Below are 20,010 nucleotides of genomic sequence, written 5' to 3' on the forward strand. Positions count from 1 at the left end.
CGTTCCGTTGCTGGGCCATCATACCAGCGGGGTCAGAAAAGAATTTTACCGCTCCGCTTCCGACCTGGCTAACGATGCACTCCGCGACCCGCTTCCTTTGCTGGAACAAAAGCTTATTTCCGGGGGTATCGAACCCTGCACCCTTAAAAAGATCGATACCGAAGTGCAGGAGCAGGTAAAGGCCGCATTCCGGGAAGCCGTTGCAGCGCCGGAACCGGATCCCGCAACGGTAGCGGACCATGTCTTCCTTCCCACCCCCGTCATCCATGAATCCGGCAACCGTGCCGGCAAGGGAACAGAAAAGATCATGATGGTGGATGCGGCGTTGTTTGCCATCCGGGAAATCATGGAGACATGCCCGGAAGCAGTGTTGTACGGGCAGGATGTAGGCAGGACCCTCGGCGGCGTCTTTCGGGAGGCTGCTACACTTGCAGACCGCTTCGGAGACCACCGGGTATTTAATACAGCCATCCAGGAAGCTTATATCATAGGCTCAACAGTGGGCCTCGCAGCGGTGGGGCTGAAGCCGATCGTTGAAGTGCAGTTCGGAGACTATATCTATCCCGGGTTCAACCAGCTGGTCACCGAGATTTCCAAATCCTGCTACCTGAGTGCCGGGAAATTTCCGGTGCAGGTGCTCATCCGCATTCCTGTCGGCGCTTATGGAGGCGGTGGCCCTTACCACAGCGGAAGTATTGAATCTACTTTACTGTCCATCAAAGGCATCAAGGTCATTTTTCCTTCCAATGCCGCAGATATGAAAGGACTCATGAAAGCGGCTTTTCTGGATCCGAATCCTGTGGTGATGCTGGAACACAAAGGCCTTTACTGGAGTCGTGTTCCGGGAACCGATGGCGCCCGCATGCCGGAACCAGGTGCTGATTACATATTGCCGCTGGGAAAAGCGATCATTTTGCAGCACGCTGATGAACAGCTGATCAATAACGGCGAAAGTTGTGTGGTGATCACCTACGGCATGGGTGTTTACTGGACACAGGCTGCTGCCCTTCAATTCCCCGGACAAATAGAGATCATCGACCTGCGATCCCTGTATCCGTTGGATGAAACCTTGCTGGAGGAACGCGTGAAACTGCATGGTAAATGTCTTATCCTGACGGAAGAACAACAGACCAATTCTTTTGCGGAAGCACTTGCCGGAAGAATCGCCAACAGTTGTTTTGCGCAACTTGATGCACCTGTACAGGTGCTCGGCGCAAAAGATCTGCCTGCGGTTCCGATGAACAGAATCCTGGAAGCGGCCATGCTTCCGGATGCAAAAAAAGTGCAGCAGGCACTTGAAAAGTTGCTCCGTTATTAATCAATTTTGACAGGGTCATCATCTTCCTGGTCCATCCAAATAGTATGGCTTGCAGTTTAACATACAGTGATCTATTATTGATGAGATTACATGCACGTTGAGCGATGACCAACAGATTGCTTAAGGGAGCACATCTTTCAGAAAGAAAGTGCAGGGAGATCATTCACCTGTTTCGTGAGGATCTCAACGCGACACAGATCGCGCACGTCACGCATGTCAGCCGCATTACTGTAAACAGCTACCTGAAAAAGATCCGGATGGCGATTGCAGCACACAACCTGCCCGCACAGTTAATCAACTCCCAGGATACAGTCAACGGACAGGAATCTCCACTGTTATATGGCGTTTTCAGAAACTATAAACGGATCCAGATTATTCCACTGCAGGGATATGAAATAGGGGCACTGGAAGAGATTCATCGCCTGTATCCTGAAATGCATGCAGTAATTGACTTCGGCAACTGGCGGTTGCACCGGCTCGACAATAACCTGCACGCCAATGGCAGCCCTGCCATGGATGAAATCAGCGGTTTCTGGGGCTGGATAAAAAGCCGTTTGCAAAAGTTCAGGGGCCTTCACCGCAACACTATTTACCTGCATGTAAAAGAATCGGAGTTCCGCTATAATCATCGGGATGATTCGATGGAAGATCATTTGCAGCGCTTACTCTTCGCAAATGACTATTGAAATTGACCGTTCATCTTTTCTTGCTTCCACCCGTCACAGGATAATTTATCAATTCATGATAAAATGTTTTGCTGATGTGCCATGAAATGCAGTGCCGACAAGGGTTTCGTAAATGATAGAGAACGTCATCTGTATTGTTTTCAATTGCCGGCCATTCATCTTTTCCTGTTACCACTGATAAGCCATTTTCCTAAAGAGGGTTGAAAAGTTGAAAGCAATCACAATCCTCCAAATAATCTTGACCGGTCATCGTGCCCTGTAATAGCATGTTACCACCCTGTATGGTTCGGATAATTTTATCGTGTCAAAATTAACCACGCTATGAAGAAGACGATCAGCATGCTGGTGTTGACCCTTGTCACAACAATTGTTTTTTCGCAGGGAAGAACAGTTTCAGGCCGGGTCACCGATGCGAAGTCCGGCAGTCCGCTTGCAGGTGTTTCTGTTTCCGTAAAGGACGGCACCCAGGCAACGCAAACCAATAATGATGGTGTATATACGCTGACAGGTGTTCCTGAAAATGCAAGACTGATATTCACGTTTATCAGTTACAAAAGTTTTGAGACACGCAATGCCGTCGGCACAAAAATGGATGTGACCCTCGAAGAGGAAGCCAGCCAGATGAATGAGGTAGTGGTCACTGCAAATGCGATCAAACGAGAAGCCCGCAGCCTGGGGTACGCTACCAGCACCATCAAGAATGACGAGCTCACCCGTAGCAAAGACAGAAGTGTATTGAATTCCCTGCAGGGTAAAGTGGCGGGCGTTCAGATTACCGGAAGCAGCGGCGGGGTGGGCAGCAGCACAAGGATCGTGTTCCGTGGCGGTACTTCCATGACAGGCAACAACCAGGCGTTGATGGTTGTAGATGGTATCCCGATCGACAACTCGCAGATTGATGCCGGTGATAATCTGAATAACCAGGTAGATGCCGGTAACCGCGGAAATGACCTCAACCCGGATGATATTGAATCGGTGACAGTATTGAAGGGTCCTGCGGCTGCGGCATTATACGGTAGCCGTGCCTCAAACGGCGCTCTGATCATCACGACCAGGAGTGGTAAACTGAAAGGCGGAAAACGCTCTGAAGTATCAGTCAGCAGCGCCTATAACTTCGACAGTATTCTCCGCCTGCCGGAATTTCAGAATGAATATGGTCAGGGAGGAAAAAAAGAACCGGATTCAAGAGAGAACTTCAGCTGGGGGCCGAAGATGGATGGACAGATGCGGCCATGGGGACAACAGATCGGCGACTCCCAACTCGTGAAGCCCTATGGACCACTGCCAGATAATGTAAAGGAATTTTTCAATACCGGCCATACCTGGACCAATGCAGTAAGTTTCTCGCACAACAGTGATAATGCTGCGTATTTCATATCCTTCAACAACCTCGATCAGAAAGGCATCATGCCCGGAACGGAATACAAACGTACCTCCGTTCGCCTCGGGGTAAGTTCAGACCTCGGCCATAATTTTTACAGCAGCGCCAGCGTCAATTATGTCCGCTCAGTTGGCGATCTCTCTACGCAGGGGCAGGGAAATTCACCCTACGACCAGGTGTTGCAGACGCCGAGAGATATTCCGCTTTTGGAGTTGAAAGATTATCACAATAAATACAACGACCTCTACGGATACTATGGCGCTTACACCGTTAACCCCTATTACTTTCTCGGGGAAGACTCCTACCGCACCACGATGGACAGGCTGCTGGCTAATGTGCAGATCGGTTATAAACCCACAAAATGGCTTGATATCAACTACAGGATTGGTACGGATTTTTCAGCCGATAAGAGAAGGCAGATCGTTTCCAAACGTGTGATAACTGACCCCGACAACCAGAACTATCCCAGGAGGTTTTCAGGCAAGTATGAAGAGACGGCCATCAATATCCGGGAGCTTACTTCAGACCTGATGATCACCGGCAAGAGAAAACTGACCGATGATATTGGCCTGTCTGTATTACTGGGTCATAACGTGCGGCAACGCGATTTCAATTCACAGATCAGCACGGCAAACGGCCTGGTGGTGCCATTCGTATACAACCTGTCCAATTCGCTGAACCGCCCTACCACCAGTAACGAAATCATCAACCGCAGGCTCTGGGGTTTGTACGCCGACATCAACCTGACGTATAAGAATTACCTGTTCCTCGGCATCACTGCCCGCAACGACTGGTCCTCCACTTTGCCCGAAGGCGACAACAGTTTCTTCTACCCAAGTGCCAATGCCTCATTTGTATTCTCTGAACTGATGCCGGATCAGAAGGTACTGACTTATGGTAAACTCAGGGCCAGCATTGCGCAGGTGGGTAACGATGCTCCACCTTATGTGTTGCGCACGGTATTCAAAAGTGGAGAGGTAGAAGATGGTTATGAAAATTCAAAAGTGGTGTTTCCGCTGAATAGTGTTCCGGGATATACGCTCGATGATGTGATCGGAAATCCAAACATCAAACCGGAGATCACCACATCCTTTGAGGTAGGTGTGGATCTGGGGTTCTTCCGTGACCGGCTTGCACTGGAAGCCACTTATTACAGCAATGAAAGCCGCGACCAGATCCTGACGGTTCCGATCGCTGCAACTTCAGGATATACGAGCCAGACGATGAATGCAGGTTCTATCACCAACAAGGGTATTGAACTGTTGCTCCGTGGCACTCCTGTGCGTACCAGGGATTTCAGCTGGGAGATCACGGGCACATTTACCAAAAATACCAGCAAGGTGAAATCACTTTTCCCGGGTGTGGAACAGATTGAACTGGGTGGATTTGTTGGTGCTACGCTCGTGGCCAAAGTGGGTGAACCCTATGGCTCATTCTTTGGTGCAGGATTTCTGCGCGACCCGGATGGAAACATTGTAGTGGATCCGAATACAGGCTACCCGATCACTGACCCCGTGGCAAAAACCCATGGCAATATCCAGCCCGACTTCCTGGCCAGCGTCAATAACAGTTTCAGTTACAAAGGCATCACCCTCAGCTTTTTGTTTGATGCGAAAAAAGGCGGTGTTTTCTATTCCCGCACGAAATCATTGCAGGAGTTTTTGGGTACTGATCCGCGTACCCTGCTGAATGACCGGGAGCCCTTTGTGATTGCCAATAGTGTCGTTCAGACTTCAGACGGAAAATTTGAGCCCAATACCAAAGCGGTGCTTGATGCACAGGATTACTGGACCAACTATGCATCCGACAACGCAGTCGAATCGCTGCTTGATGCCAGCTTTATCAAACTGCGTGAAGTAGCCGTCAGCTACAGGATCCCCAAAGCGTGGATCAAAACATGGCCGGTCAATTATATCCAGGTAGGCCTTTCCGGAAGAAATCTTTTCCTGTGGACGCCTTCCGAGAATACCTATGCCGATCCCGAAACCAGTTCTTACGGTACGTCCAACATCCAGGGATTTGAATATGGTACCATACCCTCTATCAGGAGCTATGGTGCAAATCTTAAAGTTGTCTTTTAACTCAATACCTGAGCTATGAAATATACAATCAGCAAATGGCTAACTGCAGGCTTCCTGGTGGCAGGATTGAATGGTTGCACCAAAGATTATCTCGACATCAATGATGATCCCAATAATCCGACTGAGAGCAGCGTTGAGCTGGCACTCCCGACAGCACTGGGCTACAGCGCCTATAACCTTGGCAATGCTTACCAGATACTTGGCGGGCTTTGGGGCCAGTACTGGACACAGGGTCCGACCGCCAGCCAGTACCGGAGCCTGGATCAGTACTCTGTTACCAGCTCTGACTACGACCGTCAATGGGAAAGCGTTTATTCGGGACCGTTAGCGGACTTTCGTTATATCGTTGATGAAGGCACAAGAACCGGACAGGTGAACTATGTTGCTATCGGCAAGATCATGCAGGCTTACATGTTCCAGGTAATGACTGACCTGCAGGGCGATATACCGTTCAGTGAGTCGCTTAATGGTGCTGCCAATACCAAGCCGAAATTCGATACGCAGGAAGAGATCTACAATGGTCTTATCGTGTTGTTGGATGATGCGTTGGGAATGATCGACGAAGGCGCAGCATCGCCTGGTGATGACGACTATTTCTTTCATGGAGATATGCACCTGTGGACAAAGTTTGCAAACACCCTCAAGTTGAAGATCTATCTCCGGCAGGCCTATGTTCGACCATCCGTGGCAGAGGCTGGCATCCGGGCGATGTATACTGCAGGCAGCGAATTTCTTGATATTGGGGAAGATGCCTACGTGCCTTTCAACAATGAGGTGTTTAACCAGAATCCGTTGTATGCGACCTATGAGGCACTGACCAGCGACAACCTGATCGCGAGCCGTACTATTGTGACATACCTGCAGGCAACTGCTGATCCGCGGATCGGTGTTTATTATGCAAGGGCAACTGCAGCACCGAATACCGGAAACTTTGTGGGTATCATCCAGGGAGAAGGACCAAATCTTCCGGGTGCACAAAATGCGAACAGTTATTCCAAACCGGGGCCTGCTGTCGGCGGGCCGGGCAGCACGGGTAATACTGGTGCCGCTGCACCGGTGTTCTTTATCAGCGCAGCAGAAAGCTATTTCCTCCAGGCAGAAGCTGTGGCGAGAGGATGGGGCGATGGTGATGCACAATCGCTTTACGAGAACGGCATATTTGCTTCCTTTTATTTCTGGGGACTAAGTGAAGATGATTACAATGCATTTATCGGGGAACCGCTTGTAAAATTCCCGGTAAGTGGTGAGGAAGCACAGGTTCAGCAGATTATTACCCAGAAATGGGTAAGCCTTTCCGGCACTGAAAACCTTGAAGGCTGGACGGAATGGCGACGCACGGGTTATCCTTCGTTTTTTACCATCAGTACCACCAGCAGCATCGGCAATTTCTTTCCGGTACGCATACTGTATGCCGATTCGGAAGTGACCCGCAATCCCAATACACCCTCACAGAAGACCGTGAAAGATAAAGTATGGTGGGACGTCAACACGAGCGGTCAGAATTAACGATAAAAACATACCAATCATGATGAAGCCTAAACTTGTCCTGATCGCGCTCACGATCGCCAGCCTGTTTGTTACATCCTGCGAAAAGGACGATACAGCGCATGTTTCCAAAGAAGTGTTGGTGAGTTATCCCGGTATTGCACTCAACGGCGATGAGCTCATCATACTGCCGGTAGGGGGCACCTATACAGAAGAAGGTGCTGTGCTGACAGATGATATAACCGGTGAAACTTCAGCGCTGGCGCCAAGTTCCAGCGATGTCAATACTGCAGAACCCGGACTGTATATCGTGCTTTACACAGCCAGTAATGCCAATGGTTTCGAGACACAGGTATCCAGGAAAGTAGCCGTTACCGATGTGACGAATACAGTAAACCGTGCGGGTGATTACCTGCGACCGGCTACCGGTATCGATATGACTATTGAAAAGGAGGCGGAAGGTGTTTACAAGATCACCAATCCCGGCGGTGCGGGAATCGGCACCGAAACAGTCATCTATATGGTAGAGACTGCTCCCAATGTGTACGTGGCACCTGAACAGCCTACCGATGTTGGAACGATGGCTTTGAGCAACATCGAGTTTGGTGAAGCAGGTGGCGTTACCTGGATCGTACTGAACGTAAATTATGGGCCGGGACCTAGAGCATTTACCAAATTATGACCGCCTAGATTTTAACACGGTTTATCCTCTAATTCTTCCACTGGTGTAGTTTATGTTTTTACTGCACGGGGCTATGCTGATATTTAAGTCCGAATATTTTCGTAAACCATTGAACCAAACCAGTCCGGATGAAAAATAGAATGCTCAAGGGAGCGCATCTATCCGAACGCAAGTGCCGAGAGATTTTAAACCTGTTTTGTGAAGATCTGACTGCGACCCAGATAGCTGCCGTGACCCATGTAAGCCGTGTGACAGTAAACGCCTACCTGAAAATGATCAGGGTTCGGCTCGCCCAGTTTTGCGATGACGCCTTTCCGCTTCACCATTTACCCGGAAACCACCTGCTGCTGAAACATGCAACGGATGGCCTGCCCAAGACTTCATATTTTGGGTTTACGCGGTGGAATGGCCTGGTGTTTTCAACAGGGCTGGCCGACATGTCGAAAGACAGCCTGATTGAATGGCAGACACAAAAAAATCTTGGCATCGACAGCAATATGACAGCCATTCATGCCGTTGCTGATTTTACCAATTGGCGCCTCTATCGGAAAGACATGATGAATGGCAGTGCCGGAAAATATGTTTCCGATGATATTTCCGGGTTCTGGGGACTGACCCGCAGCCGATTGATGAAATTCCGTGGCCTAAACCGCAATACCCTTTACCTGCACATCAAGGAATGTGAGTTCCGGTACAATCACCGTAATGAAGACATGCAGGCTAAACTTTTGGTAATGATCAACCGGCAACCGCTGCATGGCATGTTGTCTACAGCATAAAGTCTTTTTTTTCTCATGTGTGTATACGCGGGTAGTGTCTACTACCTGCTTTTTTTTTCCTCCAACCGTTCAGCAAAACTTCCGCCCGCTCTTTGCAGCAGGTTTTCACCAAACCGGTTCTTGATGCTGTCTACTGCCTGGTAGAGCCTGACCTGAGCTGTGCTGTCATCAAACAGGCTGATCTGTTGATTGCCGGGTATCAGGTGGGTGAACCGGATACCGAGTAACCTTACCAGCAGCCTCCGGTCATACAGCTGTTCAAAAAGTTGTGTTGCCTGCTGCAGCAAGGTATGATCGAGCGCCGTGTAGGCGATCGTGCGTTGTTTTGTGACGGTATCGAAGTTGGCATAGCGCAGCTTGACGGTGATGCAGCCGGTGAGCCGGTTTTGCTTACGCAATTCGAAGCCGATACTTTCAGTCATGCGCACCAGGCGGCTGTGCAGAAACTTCAGGTCGATGGTGTCTGAGGAAAAGGTCTGTTCCGTGGAGATGGACTTCTGATCATGATACGGTATTACGGGACTTTCATCGATGCCGTTGGCTTTCCTCGACAATTCGATGCCTGTCTTTCCCAGGAGGTTGAACATCATCAGCATGGGGATTTCGCTGAGGGTACGCACGGTTTCGACGCCCATGCGCAACAGGAGTTGCCCGGTCTCCTTGCCGATGCCGGGCATTTTCTGAATGGTGAGGGGTGCGAGGAAGCGTTTTTCACCACCTGACGGCACTTCCAGCTGGCCGTTCGGTTTCACCTCGTTGGTGGCCACCTTGCTGATGAGTTTGTTGGTAGCCAGCGCCCAGGAGATGGGCAGACCTGTTTCACCGGTAATCGTCTGTTTCAGCTCGTCTGTGAAGCTGCGGCAACCGAAATGCCGGTCCATCCCGGTCAGGTCGAGATAAAATTCATCGATAGATGCTTTTTCGAAAACGGGCACGCGGTCGGAAATGATTTCGGTCACCAGGCGCGAGTAGTGCGAATAGCTTTCCATGTCGCCGCTGATTACCAGGGCCTCGGGGCAAAGCCGGCGCGCCAGCTTCATCGGCATGGCGCTGTGTACGCCGAACCGACGCGCTTCATAACTCGCGGCAGTCACCACACCGCGGCCCCCGGACCCGCCAACAATCAGCGGCTTTCCGTTCAGCGCAGCATTCTTCAGGCGCTCAACGGAAACAAAAAAAGCGTCCAGGTCAAAATGCGCGATCTGCCTGGTAGTACCGGCTGCCATGTTTTACTGTTTTCTGTCTTTCAATCCGATTTTCGCCATGTGGTGCACTTCAAGGTTGTGCACGCCGAACTCCGCTACAACCCTGCCCGTAAGGCGGTAAAAGCCGTTGGCAGATAAGGGGTGCCGTTTCAGGCTGTCAGGAAAATGTACGGTGTCGAGCCAGTCCAGTTGGGCGTCAAGGAAGGTGCCGAAACACATCGTTTCCCCTTTCACCGTCATCACAGACTTATAAGTGATCAGGTACCCGATCATCGTGACGGTATCACCCACATGGTGTTGCATTTTCGTTACGGGCAGGTATTGCGCCAGGTCATCGTCTGCCATCGGGAAGGGGTTGCGCAGCGGAAACCCGAGCAGCTCGATCTCGTCGTAATACACTTCCAGGGGATACTCCGGGAGGTCAGGTAAAGTGTAGTGCAGGGGCGGTTCCTCAAACAGTGCACCATCCCGGTGCCGGGCTTTGACAGCCGCTGGTCGTGTGAAAAGATTGGCTTCCCACAACAGCTGCTTTTTGGTCATCCCGGTAAAGCGCAGCGCATCGAGCCGGATCAGCATATTAAGCTGCTCCTTTCCGATGCCCGTGCGCTTTACAAAGTCTTCCAGGCTGGTGTAACGCCCGTTTTGTTCACGCTCCGACACGATGGTTTCGGCAATGGTCTGTTCCAGCGATTTTACATGAACAAAACCCGCGTACACCTCCTTGCCAATAATGCAGGTCATCCATTCACTGGTGTTCACGCAGGGCGGATGAATGCGGGCACCTGTTTTCGACAGCTCGTAGAAATACAGTTCCCTGCTGTAAAAGCCGCCGAAATTATTGATCACCGCCACCATGAATTCCATCGGATAATACGTTTTGAGATAGAGGCTCTGGTAGCTTTCTACTGCAAAGGAAGCCGAATGCGCTTTCGAAAAACTGTATCCCCCGAAACTTTCGATCTGCCGCCACACTTCTTTGATGATCGCTTCGTCATAGCCGCGCTCCCGGCAATTGCTGTAAAATTTCTCCCGTAGTCTTTCCATTTCCTGCGAGCCCCGGTATTTGCCGCTCATCGCACGCCGCAGGATATCGGCTTCGCCCATATCAAGGCCCGCAAAATGATGCGCAACCTTGATCACATCTTCCTGGTAAACCATAACGCCATAGGTTTCTTCCAGGAGCTCCTTCATCACCGGATGTATATAGTCGAAAGCATCCGGTGCATGGAACCTTTGGATATACGTTTTCATCATGCCGCTGCTGGCCACTCCGGGCCTGATGATGGAGCTTGCTGCCACCAGGGTGATATAATCGTCACATTCCAGTTTCTTCAGCAGCTGCCGCATCGCCGGACTCTCAATATAGAAGCAGCCGATGGTGTCTACGTCACGTATCTGTTTTTTGAGAAGCGGATCCTTTTTAAAGGCTTCGATGTCGTGGATATTGATGCGGATGCCGCGGTTGCGCCGCACGATTGCCAGTGTTTCCTTGATATGACCCAGACCGCGCTGGCTGAGTATATCAAGTTTGAACAGCCCGATCTTTTCCGCAACAAACATATCAAGCTGTGCCGTCGGAAATCCCTTCGGTGGAAGGAAGACAGGTGTGTACCGGTAGATCGGTTCCTCGCTGATGAGGATCCCACCGGGATGGATGCTCAGGAAGTTGGGGTAGTTGACCATCGCTTCGCCGTACCGGATCATTAATTGCTGGATCCGGTCTTCCGCTTTTTCCGGATGAAATCTCGAATTCCGGGAATAGTAGCCTTTCACGGCAAGGCGGTCAATTTCGTGTTTGGGCAGGCCGAACACTTTTCCGAGTTCACGCATCAGTGCATTGTACTGAAAGGTGGTAACCATGCCCAGCAGGGCGACATGGCTTTTGCCATAACGTTTGAAAATATAGTCGATCACATCGTCCCGGTCCGCCCAGGAAAAGTCAATATCGAAGTCAGGCGGCGACAGCCGGTGGGGGTTGAGAAAGCGCTCGAAGTACAGGTCGAGTTCGATCGGGTCAACATCTGTGATCTGCAGGCAGAAGGCCACTATGGAGTTGGCGCCGCTGCCTCTGCCGACATAGTAGTACCCACGGCTTTGCGCATACCGCACGATATCCCAGGCAATCAGGAAGTAGGCATTGAATCCCATGCGGTCGATGATTCCAAGCTCTTTCCGCACGCGGTCGGGTGCCAGCCTGTTTTTGGCGCCGTAGCGTTGTACGCAGCCGTCCAATGCCAGCTTCTTCAGCAGCACGCGGTCATCAGCGGCGGATGTCGTAAAACATTTCCTGTTCTTGTCGGTCTGCAGCTCCATTTCAATAGCACAGGCGTCGATTACATACTGCGTTTGCTGAAGGATCTGCGGGTATTGCGAGAATGCCTCACGGATCGCTGAAGGGGAGGGAAAGATTTCCGCTTCGCTGCCCTGTTGCCCGGCACCGAGCTTCGACAACAGGGTGTTGTGGTCCACGGCCCGCAGCAGCCGGTGCATGTTGAAATGAAAGCGGTTCAGGAAACTGACTGGTTGCAACACCACCAGGCGGTCGGCCCATGTACCAGGTGTAAAGCTAAATAATTTAGCAACCTGGTCCATGCAAATGCCGATCCTTTCGTTAGCGTGCAAAAAAGCAGGCGGCTTGCCGGTAAAGGGAAAGATCACAAAGCCATCGCCGGCGTCATGAAAGAAAGGCTTGCCGGTGGTTCGTTCAGGAAAGGGCAGGTTGTTTTCGGCGTGCCGGGAAAGCCATTCATTGATCCATTCAAGGCCCCTGGCGTTGGCCGCGAGGAGTACAAAGCAAAGTTGGTCGCCATTGCGGATTTCCGTGCCGAGAATGGGTTTGATGCCTTTCTGCCGGCAGTGGTCGTAAAAGGTCCAGCTGTCCGCCATGCCATTGATGTTGGTCAGGGCAAGCGCAGTAATCCCTGCGGCAACTGCCTCATCCACCAGTGTTTCGGTGGCGATAGTGCCATAGCGGAAGCTGAAATAGGTTTTGCAGTTCAGGTACATAACACGCCGGTAAGGGACAGTAAAGGTACCTGAAAAAACTAAAAATATTAGCTTTTTTGCAGTTGCAGGAGAAGGGCTGTGCAGTAGCGTTGGCCCGCCTGCACGTTTTCCCATTGCAGCGGATCGCCGTCATCCGGCTGATATCGCTGGAGTTCCTGTTCAACACGGTGGAGAAAGCGTAAGGTAATATGGCCATTTACGCGGTGGGTCTGCAGGCCTTTCAGGGCTGCATCCAGATAACGCTTAACCTGCTGCTGGGTATCGCTGTAGGCGATCTTCGAGATCAGTTTACAGCGGTAATCTTCTAAACAGATGGAAGACATAATGTGTGTTTTGCTACTAAACTTTGATCCAGTATTTAAGGTAACCATTGATTTCGGTTTGCACCAAATGAAAATCCGCGGGAATCTCTGTTTCGAGGCTGTGGTAGGTAACCAGTCTTGTTCCCGCAGGCCGGTTTGCCAGTTGTTTGTAGAGGTAGTAGCTGTATCGTTCAAACAATTCCAGTGAGCAAGGCATTTCCTGATCGATCTTTTCTGACTCTGCCAGGTTTTCGTAAAAGGAATTGTAGAAGTAAAAATGATCAAACTGCTTAAAGCAGACGTCTTTGATGTTGGCGGCGAGAAAACGCACATTTTTCAATCCCAGCTTCTGTTGCGCTATCCTGGCATGTTCTACCAGCCAGGGGCGCAGCTCGACGCCGGTGAACTGAACCGTTGGCTCCGCATGGGCTGCCGCCAGGCAGAACTTACCTACTCCGCTGCCGATATCCAGTACCCTGTCTTCTTTGCCAGTGCGCAGAAAGGCTGCGGCTTTTCTCGCAACCCGCAATGGTGTCCAGTGCCGCCTTGCCAGCTGACTGATAACGGCGGGGTAGAGTTCATGAAACGCTACATCATTCGAGAACCAGTTGTCCAGGCATTCCGCAGGGGTGGATAAATGCATGGCTGCAAATGTAACCAATTTTTGTCATTTGAGCGGTGCGGGGGCAGCCCTGGCCAGGGTCTCCGGCAGCAGGATCCAGTCTGACGAGTGGGGGTGCAGCAGGGTTTTTGCCGCCGCCGGGCCCCAGGAGCCGGGAACATAGGCATGGAGCCCGTTCCGCGCCTGCTTCTTCCAGGAATCCAGGATCGGCATCACGGCTTTCCACGCTGCTTCAACCTGGTCTGCGCGCATGAAAAGGGTCGCATCTCCCTTCAATACGTCGAGCAGCAGGGCTTCATAAGCTTCGGGGATCGGCCTGGTGGAATACGACTCATTATACGTGAAATCCATTTCTACAGGCTGCAGTTTCATCTGCAATCCCGGTACCTTGCTTTCAAACAACAGGCTGATCTCCAGCTCAGGCTGAATGCTGATGATCAGGCGGTTGGGTACGATATCGTCCCGGAAGATCTTGTGCGGGGAATCTTTGAACTGTACAATGATAACGGTCGACTGTTTTTCAAGCGACTTGCCGGTGCGCAGGAAAAAGGGAACGCCCTTCCACCGGGCATTGTCAATGAAGATCTTGGCCGCGATAAACGTTTCTGTGGTGGACGCGGAGGATACATGCGCTTCCTGCCTGTAACCTTTGTACTGGCCCCTTACCACCTGCCTGCTGACCTGGGCGGACTTCATCGGCCGGATATCGCGGATCACTTTTGTTTTGGCATTGCGGATCACTTCCGCCTCATAGGCACCTGGGCATTCCATGGCTACAATGCAGAGCAATTGCAGGAGGTGGTTCTGCACCATGTCACGCAACGCACCGGCGCCGTCATAATAGCCGCCGCGTGAACCAACGCTTACTTTTTCTGCCACGCTGATCTGGATGTGATCGATGTATTTTTTATTCCAGAGCGGTTCAAATACATAGTTGGCAAAACGAAAGGCCATGATGTTCTGAACGGTCTCTTTGCCAAGGTAGTGGTCGATCCGGTAGAGTTGTTTTTCAGTAAACCGGGCAAGGAGGTATTTGTTGAGGGTTTTTGCGGAAGCCAGGTCAGTGCCAAATGGTTTCTCGATCACAAGACGGTCGGCGTTATCGCGGTTGGCAAGCTGATCCGTATACAGGCCATGTGCAACGGTTTCGATAAAGCGCGGTGAGATGGCGAAGTAAAACAAACGCGTGCCTCTTTTGCGCACGGATTTCTCGAAACCCGAAATACCTTGCTTCAAAGCGAGGAAGGTGGTGCGTTGCAGGAAGTCGCCGGAGATATAGTCGATGCGTTCGCTGAAGTCGGTCCATTTGTCGGCAGACGGTGCACCGTTCCTGGAAAATTCGGTTATGCCTGTGCGTAATGATTCCCGGAACAGGTTCAGCTCCTGCTGAACATAATCTACACAGAAGATACGGAACAATGGGGGCAGATAACCTTCCACGTACAGGTTGAACAACGCGGGGATCAGCTTGCGGCGGGTGAGATCTCCTCCTGCACCAAAGATGACAATAGAGGCGGGAACTTTCGAATTTGGTACCATGCTAACGGGTTGTTCCGTTAAAGATAGCACCTATCGTTGTTCCATGGCAGCTGCCGGTTGCCGGTAGCGGGCAGGTATCACCAGGTATTGCAGCAGTTTTTCGAAAACAGTTCCCCTGGTGAGGCGGTATAGCGGCATTGCGGGCGTAAGCAGGCTGGTGCTTTTCCATTGCAGCAGGGAACGGACGGTTGCGGGTACAACCAGTTTTTGTGATTCCAGCAGGATGCGGTATCGCCACCATCCCAGGTGTTTGCGGTACTGTTGAAACAGGTCGTGGGTCAATGCACCGTTGGCAAGGTCCTGCAGGAGATGCTGCCGGTAAACTGTTTCCCATTGCCTGTAGCTGTCGGGCAGATCTTCAATCCGCATGCGTTCTCCCATTTTTCTGAACACGGTGTAAATCTCTTCTTTATCCTGTTCTCCCGGTTTTTCGCCAAGCACTGTTGCTGCTGCAATGGAATAGTGGATCAACATGAACAGCACATCGCGATAAGCCCATTGCGGTATCGATGCGCCGCGTTCCGTTTCAACCTTATGGTGAATGCGGGTGATCTGGTCAATGGCTGCATGTGCTGATGCTGTATCTGCGAAGATGATTCGTTGTGCATAGGTTACTGTTGAAAACAGGCGGCCGATCGGGTCGGCGGGAAGTTTGCCCGTAAAATAGAGCCAGTCCACCGCCTTGTTGAGGGCGAACTCTGCTGCGGCCCCGGCGAAGATCAGCAGTATGGCATCTGTGCGGCCCCAGATCCGGCGCAGCAGGTGATGTTGCGGCACATAGGGACTGGCCTGTAGTTCAGGCATGTTGAACAGGTTGAAGCGGAACAGTTGTGAGCGCGGTCCGCTTGCGTTGGCGAATCTTGTTGTACACGATCCATAAAGGTATGGCGCCGAACAGGCCGAACGAGCAGTCGATCAGCTGCCAGTATACAGGGATGTGCCGAACGGATCCCGAGAAAAGTACCTGTACGGGGATCGCAGCACAGGCGATCAGTCCGAACTGGATCACCCATTTGTTCCTGACCGGATCAATCAGCGGGCCGATAAACAGCATGGTGAACAGAACATGCGCAAAGGCAAGCCAGTCGGTTCCGTAGGCCAGGAAAGGATAGTTGCGGTTGGTAGCAGTTACGGCATCACAGGTGGTTTGCAGCCAGCCAGATAGCTTTGTGTTCAGCAGGATCGCGGGCTGGTGACTCACTGCCCGGGAGAGGAGGGTTTCGATGGGGTAGGCGGTCAAGCCGCTCAGCAGGAGGCAGCACATAAAGGCGAGAAGCCAGCAGCGTATGGAAAAGAGGGTAGGCATCTGAAAAAAAGTTTGTTGTAAAAGTGCTTTGAAATTCAAAGTAAAGGTAAGCACTATGCTGTTATCCTTAACAATCCTTTTAAATTTTTCCGGGTAAATGGCACAGAATTTTTAAAGTGGCTCATGGCGCTGCTTGTAACAGGCGGAGGCCATTATTAAGGGAATCCCGGCCGTTCTCGGCTGGGATTTGGTGCACGTGAAAGTGTAGCCCTGGCCGGATTAATTTCTTTCCTGGTGAAGGATAGCATGAAAGATCGCTTTGCGGACTTCGGCAGGAATATCAGCAGGAAAAATGCCGAATTCCCCGGGCTGATTGATGGTTACCCGGATCTCGAACCGGATAGGTTCGTCGAGAGAAAGAATGCCGGTATATCCGGAAACTTCCTTCTCGTCAAATCGCAGGTAAGACAAAAAATATTCCTTCCCCCTGATGATGCAAGTGGTGTGTACCATGTGTTTACATACACGGTTTTTTGCTGAACCCGGTCGATAATTATTAAGGGGGGAGGTTGACCAGGGTGCGTGACAGCCAACCTTCAGAGTCCGTAACCGAATATGGCCACAATTTGCAAAATTTTTCACAATTCGGGCTATAAAAAAACCCGCGGCAAACGCGGGCTTCTAAAGTATTGGTAGCGAGGAGCGGACTTGAACCGCCGACCTTCGGGTTATGAATCCGATGCTCTAACCAGCTGAGCTACCTCGCCAATTGGGTCGCAAAAATAGAGAAATGCGGCCAAATGATCAATATTTTTCTTCCAAGGGTATATTTACATTTCACATCGCCCATATGCAAACCTGGCTTCATATAGAAAATGACCTGAAAACACCGAAATATCTCCAGGTGGTAAAGGCGATTATGGCGGCGCTCCGGAAAGGCAAACTGAAAAAAGGTGACCCTTTGCTGTCCATCAACGAATTAAGTGATGAATTGCTGGTTTCGCGCGATACGATTCAGCGCGCTTATCAATGTCTGCGCGAAAAAGGAGTGATTATTTCTGTCAGGGGAAAGGGTTTTTTTATCCATCGCGCTGATGCCATTTCGCCATACCGTATCCTGCTGCTTTTCAATAAAATCAGCAATTACAAAAAACAGGTTTATACAGCTTTTCTGCAAACTATGGGAGATCGTGCACATGTCGACCTGCAGATCCATCATAGCGATGCCAGGGTTTTTGAACGCCAGGTAAACCATAACCTGAATGATTTCGATTACTATGTAGTCATGCCGCATTTTTATGAGGAACAGGAAATTGCCATCGATGCCCTGAAGCGGATTCCACCGGCAAAACTGGTTTTGCTCGACAAAGACATCTACGGCATCCGGGAACCATATGCTGCGGTCATCCAGGATTTCCGGAACAATATTTATGAGGCACTTGTTTCAGGTAGTGACCTGCTGCAGAAATACCAGCAGATGGTGCTTGTATTCCCCCGGCTGGTTCCCTATCCTGAAGAGATCCTGGCGGGTTTCCGCCTGTTCTGTGCACAACAGAACATGCCCTTTGAAGTGATCGGTGATACCGGCCCGGATATGGCACTTCCGGAGGGGACTGCTTTTGTGGTAATTGAGGAAAACGATCTGGTAAACCTGGTGAAAGCAAGCGGCGTGCAGCATAAAACAATCGGAAAGGATATTGGTATTCTTTCCTACAATGAAACCCCGCTCAAGGAGATCTTGCTGGATGGCATTACAGTGCTCTCTACGGATCATGCAGCAATGGGTGAACATGCTGCCCGGCTGATCCTGGAAAATCGCCGGGAAAAAATTAAAAACCCTTTTCAGTTGATCAGGCGGAAAAGTTTATGAAAAAGATCAGGCAGACATCACTGGATGAATTCTACCAGGAAGCCGCTGTATTCCTGGGAAAGGATATAGATCAGCTTTTGCCTCCCGGCATTACCAAAGAGATCGGGCATTTTAATGTTTTTGATATTGCGGCAACGATCAGAGAGGTGAAAGAAAAAGGGGTGATGCCATACAACCGGCGTGCTTATTACAAGATCAGCCTGATCCGGGGAAAGAACCGCGCGGAATACGCGGATAAAGTAATAGAAATTGACCGGAATGCCCTGTTGTTTGCCACACCAAAAGTGCCCTATCACTGGCTTCCGCAGAAAGGCCCGCAATCAGGATCTTTTTGTGTGTTCACGGAAGACTTCCTGGTGAAAAGCAAAAGTGGTGTTGAACCCGACGAATTGCCTATTTTTCAACCGGGCGGGCTGCCTGTGTTTCAGATCAGTGACAGCGAAGCCAAGGCAGTGAGTGCCATTTTCCGCAAAATGCAGGAAGAAATAAATTCAGCCTATACGTTCAAATATGATCTTATCCGCAATTATGTGATGGAGCTTATTCATTACGGTCAGAAATTGCAACCCATTGCAGCGTCTGCAGCTGCAGTAAATGCTTCTTCCAGGGTAACCGCTTTGTTCATTGAATTGCTGGAAAGGCAGTTTCCCATTGAATCACCGATACAATCACTGGAACTGCGAACCGCGAAAGACTATGCCGACCGGCTGGCGGTACATGTGAATCACCTCAATAAAGTGTTGAAGGAAACAACCGGCAAAACTACTACCAGCATCATCAGCAACAGGGTCCTGCAGGAGGCGAAAATCCTGCTCCGGCAGACCGACTGGAGTGTTTCGGAAATCGCTTACAGTCTCGGCTTTGAAGAAGTTGCACATTTCTCCAATTTCTTCAAGAAACAAACCACATTTGCCCCCGTTGCTTTCCGGTCCTGAACAATGGTTTGAATTTTGCAAACATTGGATTGAATGGCGTAACGGATCTCCTGCGCCGTGAACCGAGCTTTGCTGCATCAAAATGTATTCAAGATGACAGCACAGAACAAAACAGCCTTAATTACCGGCGGAAGTCGCGGCCTGGGTAAGGAAATGGCAATTGCCCTGGCGGAGAAGGGTGTCGACATCGTATTCACTTTTCATCAGAATAAAGCAGCAGCGGATGAAGTGGTAGCATCCATACAGGCCCTTGGCCAGAAAGCGGTTGCACTGCAACTGGACACAGCAAGGGTGAAAACTTTCGATACTTTTTTCGGCGGCTTATCCGACAGGATTGAGGCGGCAACCGGCAGGCGTAAATTTGATTTCCTGGTCAACAACGCGGGTTTCGCACTGTATGCCGGCTTCGCGGAAACCTCGGAAGAGCAGTTTGATGAAATTGTCAATGTTCATTTCAAGGGGGTATACTTTTTTACACAGAAGGCGTTACCATTTTTAAATGATGGAGGCAGGATTATCAACGTGTCATCCGGCCTCGCACGGTTTTCTTTTCCGGGGTCTTCTGCCTACGGTTCAGCGAAAGGTGCCATCGAGGTATTCACCCGGTACCTGGCGAAGGAACTGGGGAGCCGTAAAATTGCAGCCAATGTGGTGGCGCCGGGTGCGATCGCAACGGATTTTGGGGGTGGCCGGGTGCGCGACAATAAAACCATTAACGACCATATCGCAGAACTGACAGCGCTGGGTCGGGTAGGGGAAGCGGGGGATATCGGCGGGGTGGTAGCCTTCCTGTGTACTCCTGAGGCAGGTTGGATCAATGGACAGCGGATTGAAGTGTCTGGAGGAATGAATCTCTGACGCGGTACCAACTTC

Annotated in this window: 17 protein-coding genes and 1 tRNA gene; 9 read left to right on the top strand and 9 right to left on the bottom strand. The window is 50.7% G+C overall.

From position 1 onward, the window contains the following. The 6 genes from FPE01S_RS09775 to FPE01S_RS09800 all read left to right on the top strand — a co-directional run. Positions 1-1,318, top strand: a 1,318-nt coding sequence (locus tag FPE01S_RS09775; protein WP_046368869.1) for a transketolase C-terminal domain-containing protein, incomplete at its 5' end; no start/stop codon positions are given. A 104-nt stretch (positions 1,319-1,422) separates the two neighbouring features. Continuing rightward, entirely contained in the window at positions 1,423-2,004 is a 582-nt protein-coding gene (locus FPE01S_RS09780; protein WP_046368870.1) for a helix-turn-helix domain-containing protein, read from the top strand. Between the two features lie 321 nt (positions 2,005-2,325). Beyond that, positions 2,326-5,466, top strand: coding sequence for a SusC/RagA family TonB-linked outer membrane protein (locus FPE01S_RS09785; protein WP_046368871.1), 3,141 nt, complete (start codon positions 2,326-2,328; stop codon positions 5,464-5,466). Between the two features lie 15 nt (positions 5,467-5,481). Continuing rightward, positions 5,482-6,972, top strand: coding sequence for a SusD/RagB family nutrient-binding outer membrane lipoprotein (locus FPE01S_RS09790; RefSeq protein WP_046368872.1), 1,491 nt, complete (start codon positions 5,482-5,484; stop codon positions 6,970-6,972). 19 nt (positions 6,973-6,991) lie between these two features. Beyond that, entirely contained in the window at positions 6,992-7,633 is a 642-nt protein-coding gene (locus FPE01S_RS09795) for an immunoglobulin-like domain-containing protein (protein ID WP_046368873.1), read from the top strand. Between the two features lie 128 nt (positions 7,634-7,761). Beyond that, a complete protein-coding gene (locus tag FPE01S_RS09800; RefSeq protein WP_046368874.1) occupies positions 7,762-8,412 on the top strand; it encodes a hypothetical protein in 651 nt (216 codons plus the stop codon). A 41-nt stretch (positions 8,413-8,453) separates the two neighbouring features. On the opposite strand, the gene dinB is transcribed toward FPE01S_RS09800, so the two are convergent. The 9 genes from dinB to FPE01S_RS09845 all read right to left on the bottom strand — a co-directional run bounded on the left by dinB (position 8,454) and on the right by FPE01S_RS09845 (position 17,099). Continuing rightward, positions 8,454-9,638, bottom strand: a complete 1,185-nt coding sequence (gene dinB / locus FPE01S_RS09805; protein ID WP_046368875.1) for a DNA polymerase IV — start codon at positions 9,636-9,638, stop codon at positions 8,454-8,456. A gap of 3 nt (positions 9,639-9,641) precedes the next feature. Beyond that, the gene (locus FPE01S_RS09810) at positions 9,642-12,623 is read right to left on the bottom strand and encodes a DNA polymerase III subunit alpha (protein ID WP_046368876.1); all 2,982 of its coding nucleotides are present in this window, start codon (positions 12,621-12,623) and stop codon (positions 9,642-9,644) included. 47 nt (positions 12,624-12,670) lie between these two features. Continuing rightward, positions 12,671-12,946 carry a hypothetical protein gene (locus FPE01S_RS09815; protein WP_046368877.1) on the bottom strand — a complete coding sequence of 92 codons (276 nt, stop codon included), beginning with the start codon at positions 12,944-12,946 and terminating at the stop codon, positions 12,671-12,673. A gap of 16 nt (positions 12,947-12,962) precedes the next feature. Next, positions 12,963-13,568: a class I SAM-dependent methyltransferase gene (locus FPE01S_RS09820; protein WP_046368878.1), complete on the bottom strand. Its 606-nt coding sequence runs from the start codon at positions 13,566-13,568 to the stop codon at positions 12,963-12,965. 24 nt (positions 13,569-13,592) lie between these two features. Beyond that, the gene (gene zwf, locus FPE01S_RS09825) at positions 13,593-15,086 is read right to left on the bottom strand and encodes a glucose-6-phosphate dehydrogenase (protein WP_046368879.1); all 1,494 of its coding nucleotides are present in this window, start codon (positions 15,084-15,086) and stop codon (positions 13,593-13,595) included. 30 nt (positions 15,087-15,116) lie between these two features. Then, positions 15,117-15,890: an oxygenase MpaB family protein gene (locus FPE01S_RS09830; RefSeq protein WP_046368880.1), complete on the bottom strand. Its 774-nt coding sequence runs from the start codon at positions 15,888-15,890 to the stop codon at positions 15,117-15,119. Continuing rightward, positions 15,883-16,392, bottom strand: a complete 510-nt coding sequence (locus tag FPE01S_RS09835; RefSeq protein ID WP_046369765.1) for a hypothetical protein — start codon at positions 16,390-16,392, stop codon at positions 15,883-15,885. The genes FPE01S_RS09830 and FPE01S_RS09835 overlap by 8 nt, the downstream gene beginning before the upstream one ends. Positions 16,393-16,611: 219 nt before the next feature. Further along, entirely contained in the window at positions 16,612-16,845 is a 234-nt protein-coding gene (locus FPE01S_RS09840) for a hypothetical protein (protein WP_046368881.1), read from the bottom strand. Between the two features lie 177 nt (positions 16,846-17,022). Beyond that, positions 17,023-17,099, bottom strand: a tRNA-Met gene (locus FPE01S_RS09845). 83 nt (positions 17,100-17,182) lie between these two features. Here FPE01S_RS09845 and FPE01S_RS09850 point away from each other — a divergent pair. The 3 genes from FPE01S_RS09850 to FPE01S_RS09860 all read left to right on the top strand — a co-directional run bounded on the left by FPE01S_RS09850 (position 17,183) and on the right by FPE01S_RS09860 (position 19,995). Then, complete coding sequence (locus FPE01S_RS09850) at positions 17,183-18,202, top strand: GntR family transcriptional regulator (protein ID WP_046368882.1); 1,020 nt, start codon at positions 17,183-17,185, stop codon at positions 18,200-18,202. Then, positions 18,199-19,137 carry a helix-turn-helix domain-containing protein gene (locus tag FPE01S_RS09855; RefSeq protein WP_046368883.1) on the top strand — a complete coding sequence of 313 codons (939 nt, stop codon included), beginning with the start codon at positions 18,199-18,201 and terminating at the stop codon, positions 19,135-19,137. The genes FPE01S_RS09850 and FPE01S_RS09855 overlap by 4 nt, the downstream gene beginning before the upstream one ends. Positions 19,138-19,230: 93 nt before the next feature. Then, on the top strand, positions 19,231-19,995 hold the full coding sequence (locus FPE01S_RS09860) for an SDR family NAD(P)-dependent oxidoreductase (protein WP_046369766.1): 765 nt from the start codon (positions 19,231-19,233) through the stop codon (positions 19,993-19,995). Positions 19,996-20,010 lie beyond the last annotated feature (15 nt).

The organism is Flavihumibacter petaseus NBRC 106054 (assembly GCF_000974785.1).
Classification (GTDB): domain Bacteria; phylum Bacteroidota; class Bacteroidia; order Chitinophagales; family Chitinophagaceae; genus Flavihumibacter; species Flavihumibacter petaseus.

Bases quoted from the DNA above. Each gene is read 5' to 3' on its own strand.
- FPE01S_RS09850 (WP_046368882.1), top strand. From the start codon at position 17,183: ATGCAAACCTGGCTTCATATAGAAAATGACCTGAAAACACCGAAATAT.
- FPE01S_RS09860 (WP_046369766.1), top strand. From the start codon at position 19,231: ATGACAGCACAGAACAAAACAGCCTTAATTACCGGCGGAAGTCGCGGC.
- FPE01S_RS09785 (WP_046368871.1), top strand. From the start codon at position 2,326: ATGAAGAAGACGATCAGCATGCTGGTGTTGACCCTTGTCACAACAATT.
- FPE01S_RS09840 (WP_046368881.1), bottom strand. From the start codon at position 16,845: ATGGTACACACCACTTGCATCATCAGGGGGAAGGAATATTTTTTGTCT.
- FPE01S_RS09800 (WP_046368874.1), top strand. From the start codon at position 7,762: ATGAAAAATAGAATGCTCAAGGGAGCGCATCTATCCGAACGCAAGTGC.
- FPE01S_RS09835 (WP_046369765.1), bottom strand. From the start codon at position 16,392: ATGCCTACCCTCTTTTCCATACGCTGCTGGCTTCTCGCCTTTATGTGC.
- zwf (WP_046368879.1), bottom strand. From the start codon at position 15,086: ATGGTACCAAATTCGAAAGTTCCCGCCTCTATTGTCATCTTTGGTGCA.
- FPE01S_RS09810 (WP_046368876.1), bottom strand. From the start codon at position 12,623: ATGTACCTGAACTGCAAAACCTATTTCAGCTTCCGCTATGGCACTATC.
- FPE01S_RS09830 (WP_046368880.1), bottom strand. From the start codon at position 15,890: ATGCCTGAACTACAGGCCAGTCCCTATGTGCCGCAACATCACCTGCTG.
- dinB (WP_046368875.1), bottom strand. From the start codon at position 9,638: ATGGCAGCCGGTACTACCAGGCAGATCGCGCATTTTGACCTGGACGCT.
- FPE01S_RS09855 (WP_046368883.1), top strand. From the start codon at position 18,199: ATGAAAAAGATCAGGCAGACATCACTGGATGAATTCTACCAGGAAGCC.
- FPE01S_RS09815 (WP_046368877.1), bottom strand. From the start codon at position 12,946: ATGTCTTCCATCTGTTTAGAAGATTACCGCTGTAAACTGATCTCGAAG.
- FPE01S_RS09780 (WP_046368870.1), top strand. From the start codon at position 1,423: ATGACCAACAGATTGCTTAAGGGAGCACATCTTTCAGAAAGAAAGTGC.
- FPE01S_RS09795 (WP_046368873.1), top strand. From the start codon at position 6,992: ATGATGAAGCCTAAACTTGTCCTGATCGCGCTCACGATCGCCAGCCTG.
- FPE01S_RS09820 (WP_046368878.1), bottom strand. From the start codon at position 13,568: ATGCATTTATCCACCCCTGCGGAATGCCTGGACAACTGGTTCTCGAAT.
- FPE01S_RS09790 (WP_046368872.1), top strand. From the start codon at position 5,482: ATGAAATATACAATCAGCAAATGGCTAACTGCAGGCTTCCTGGTGGCA.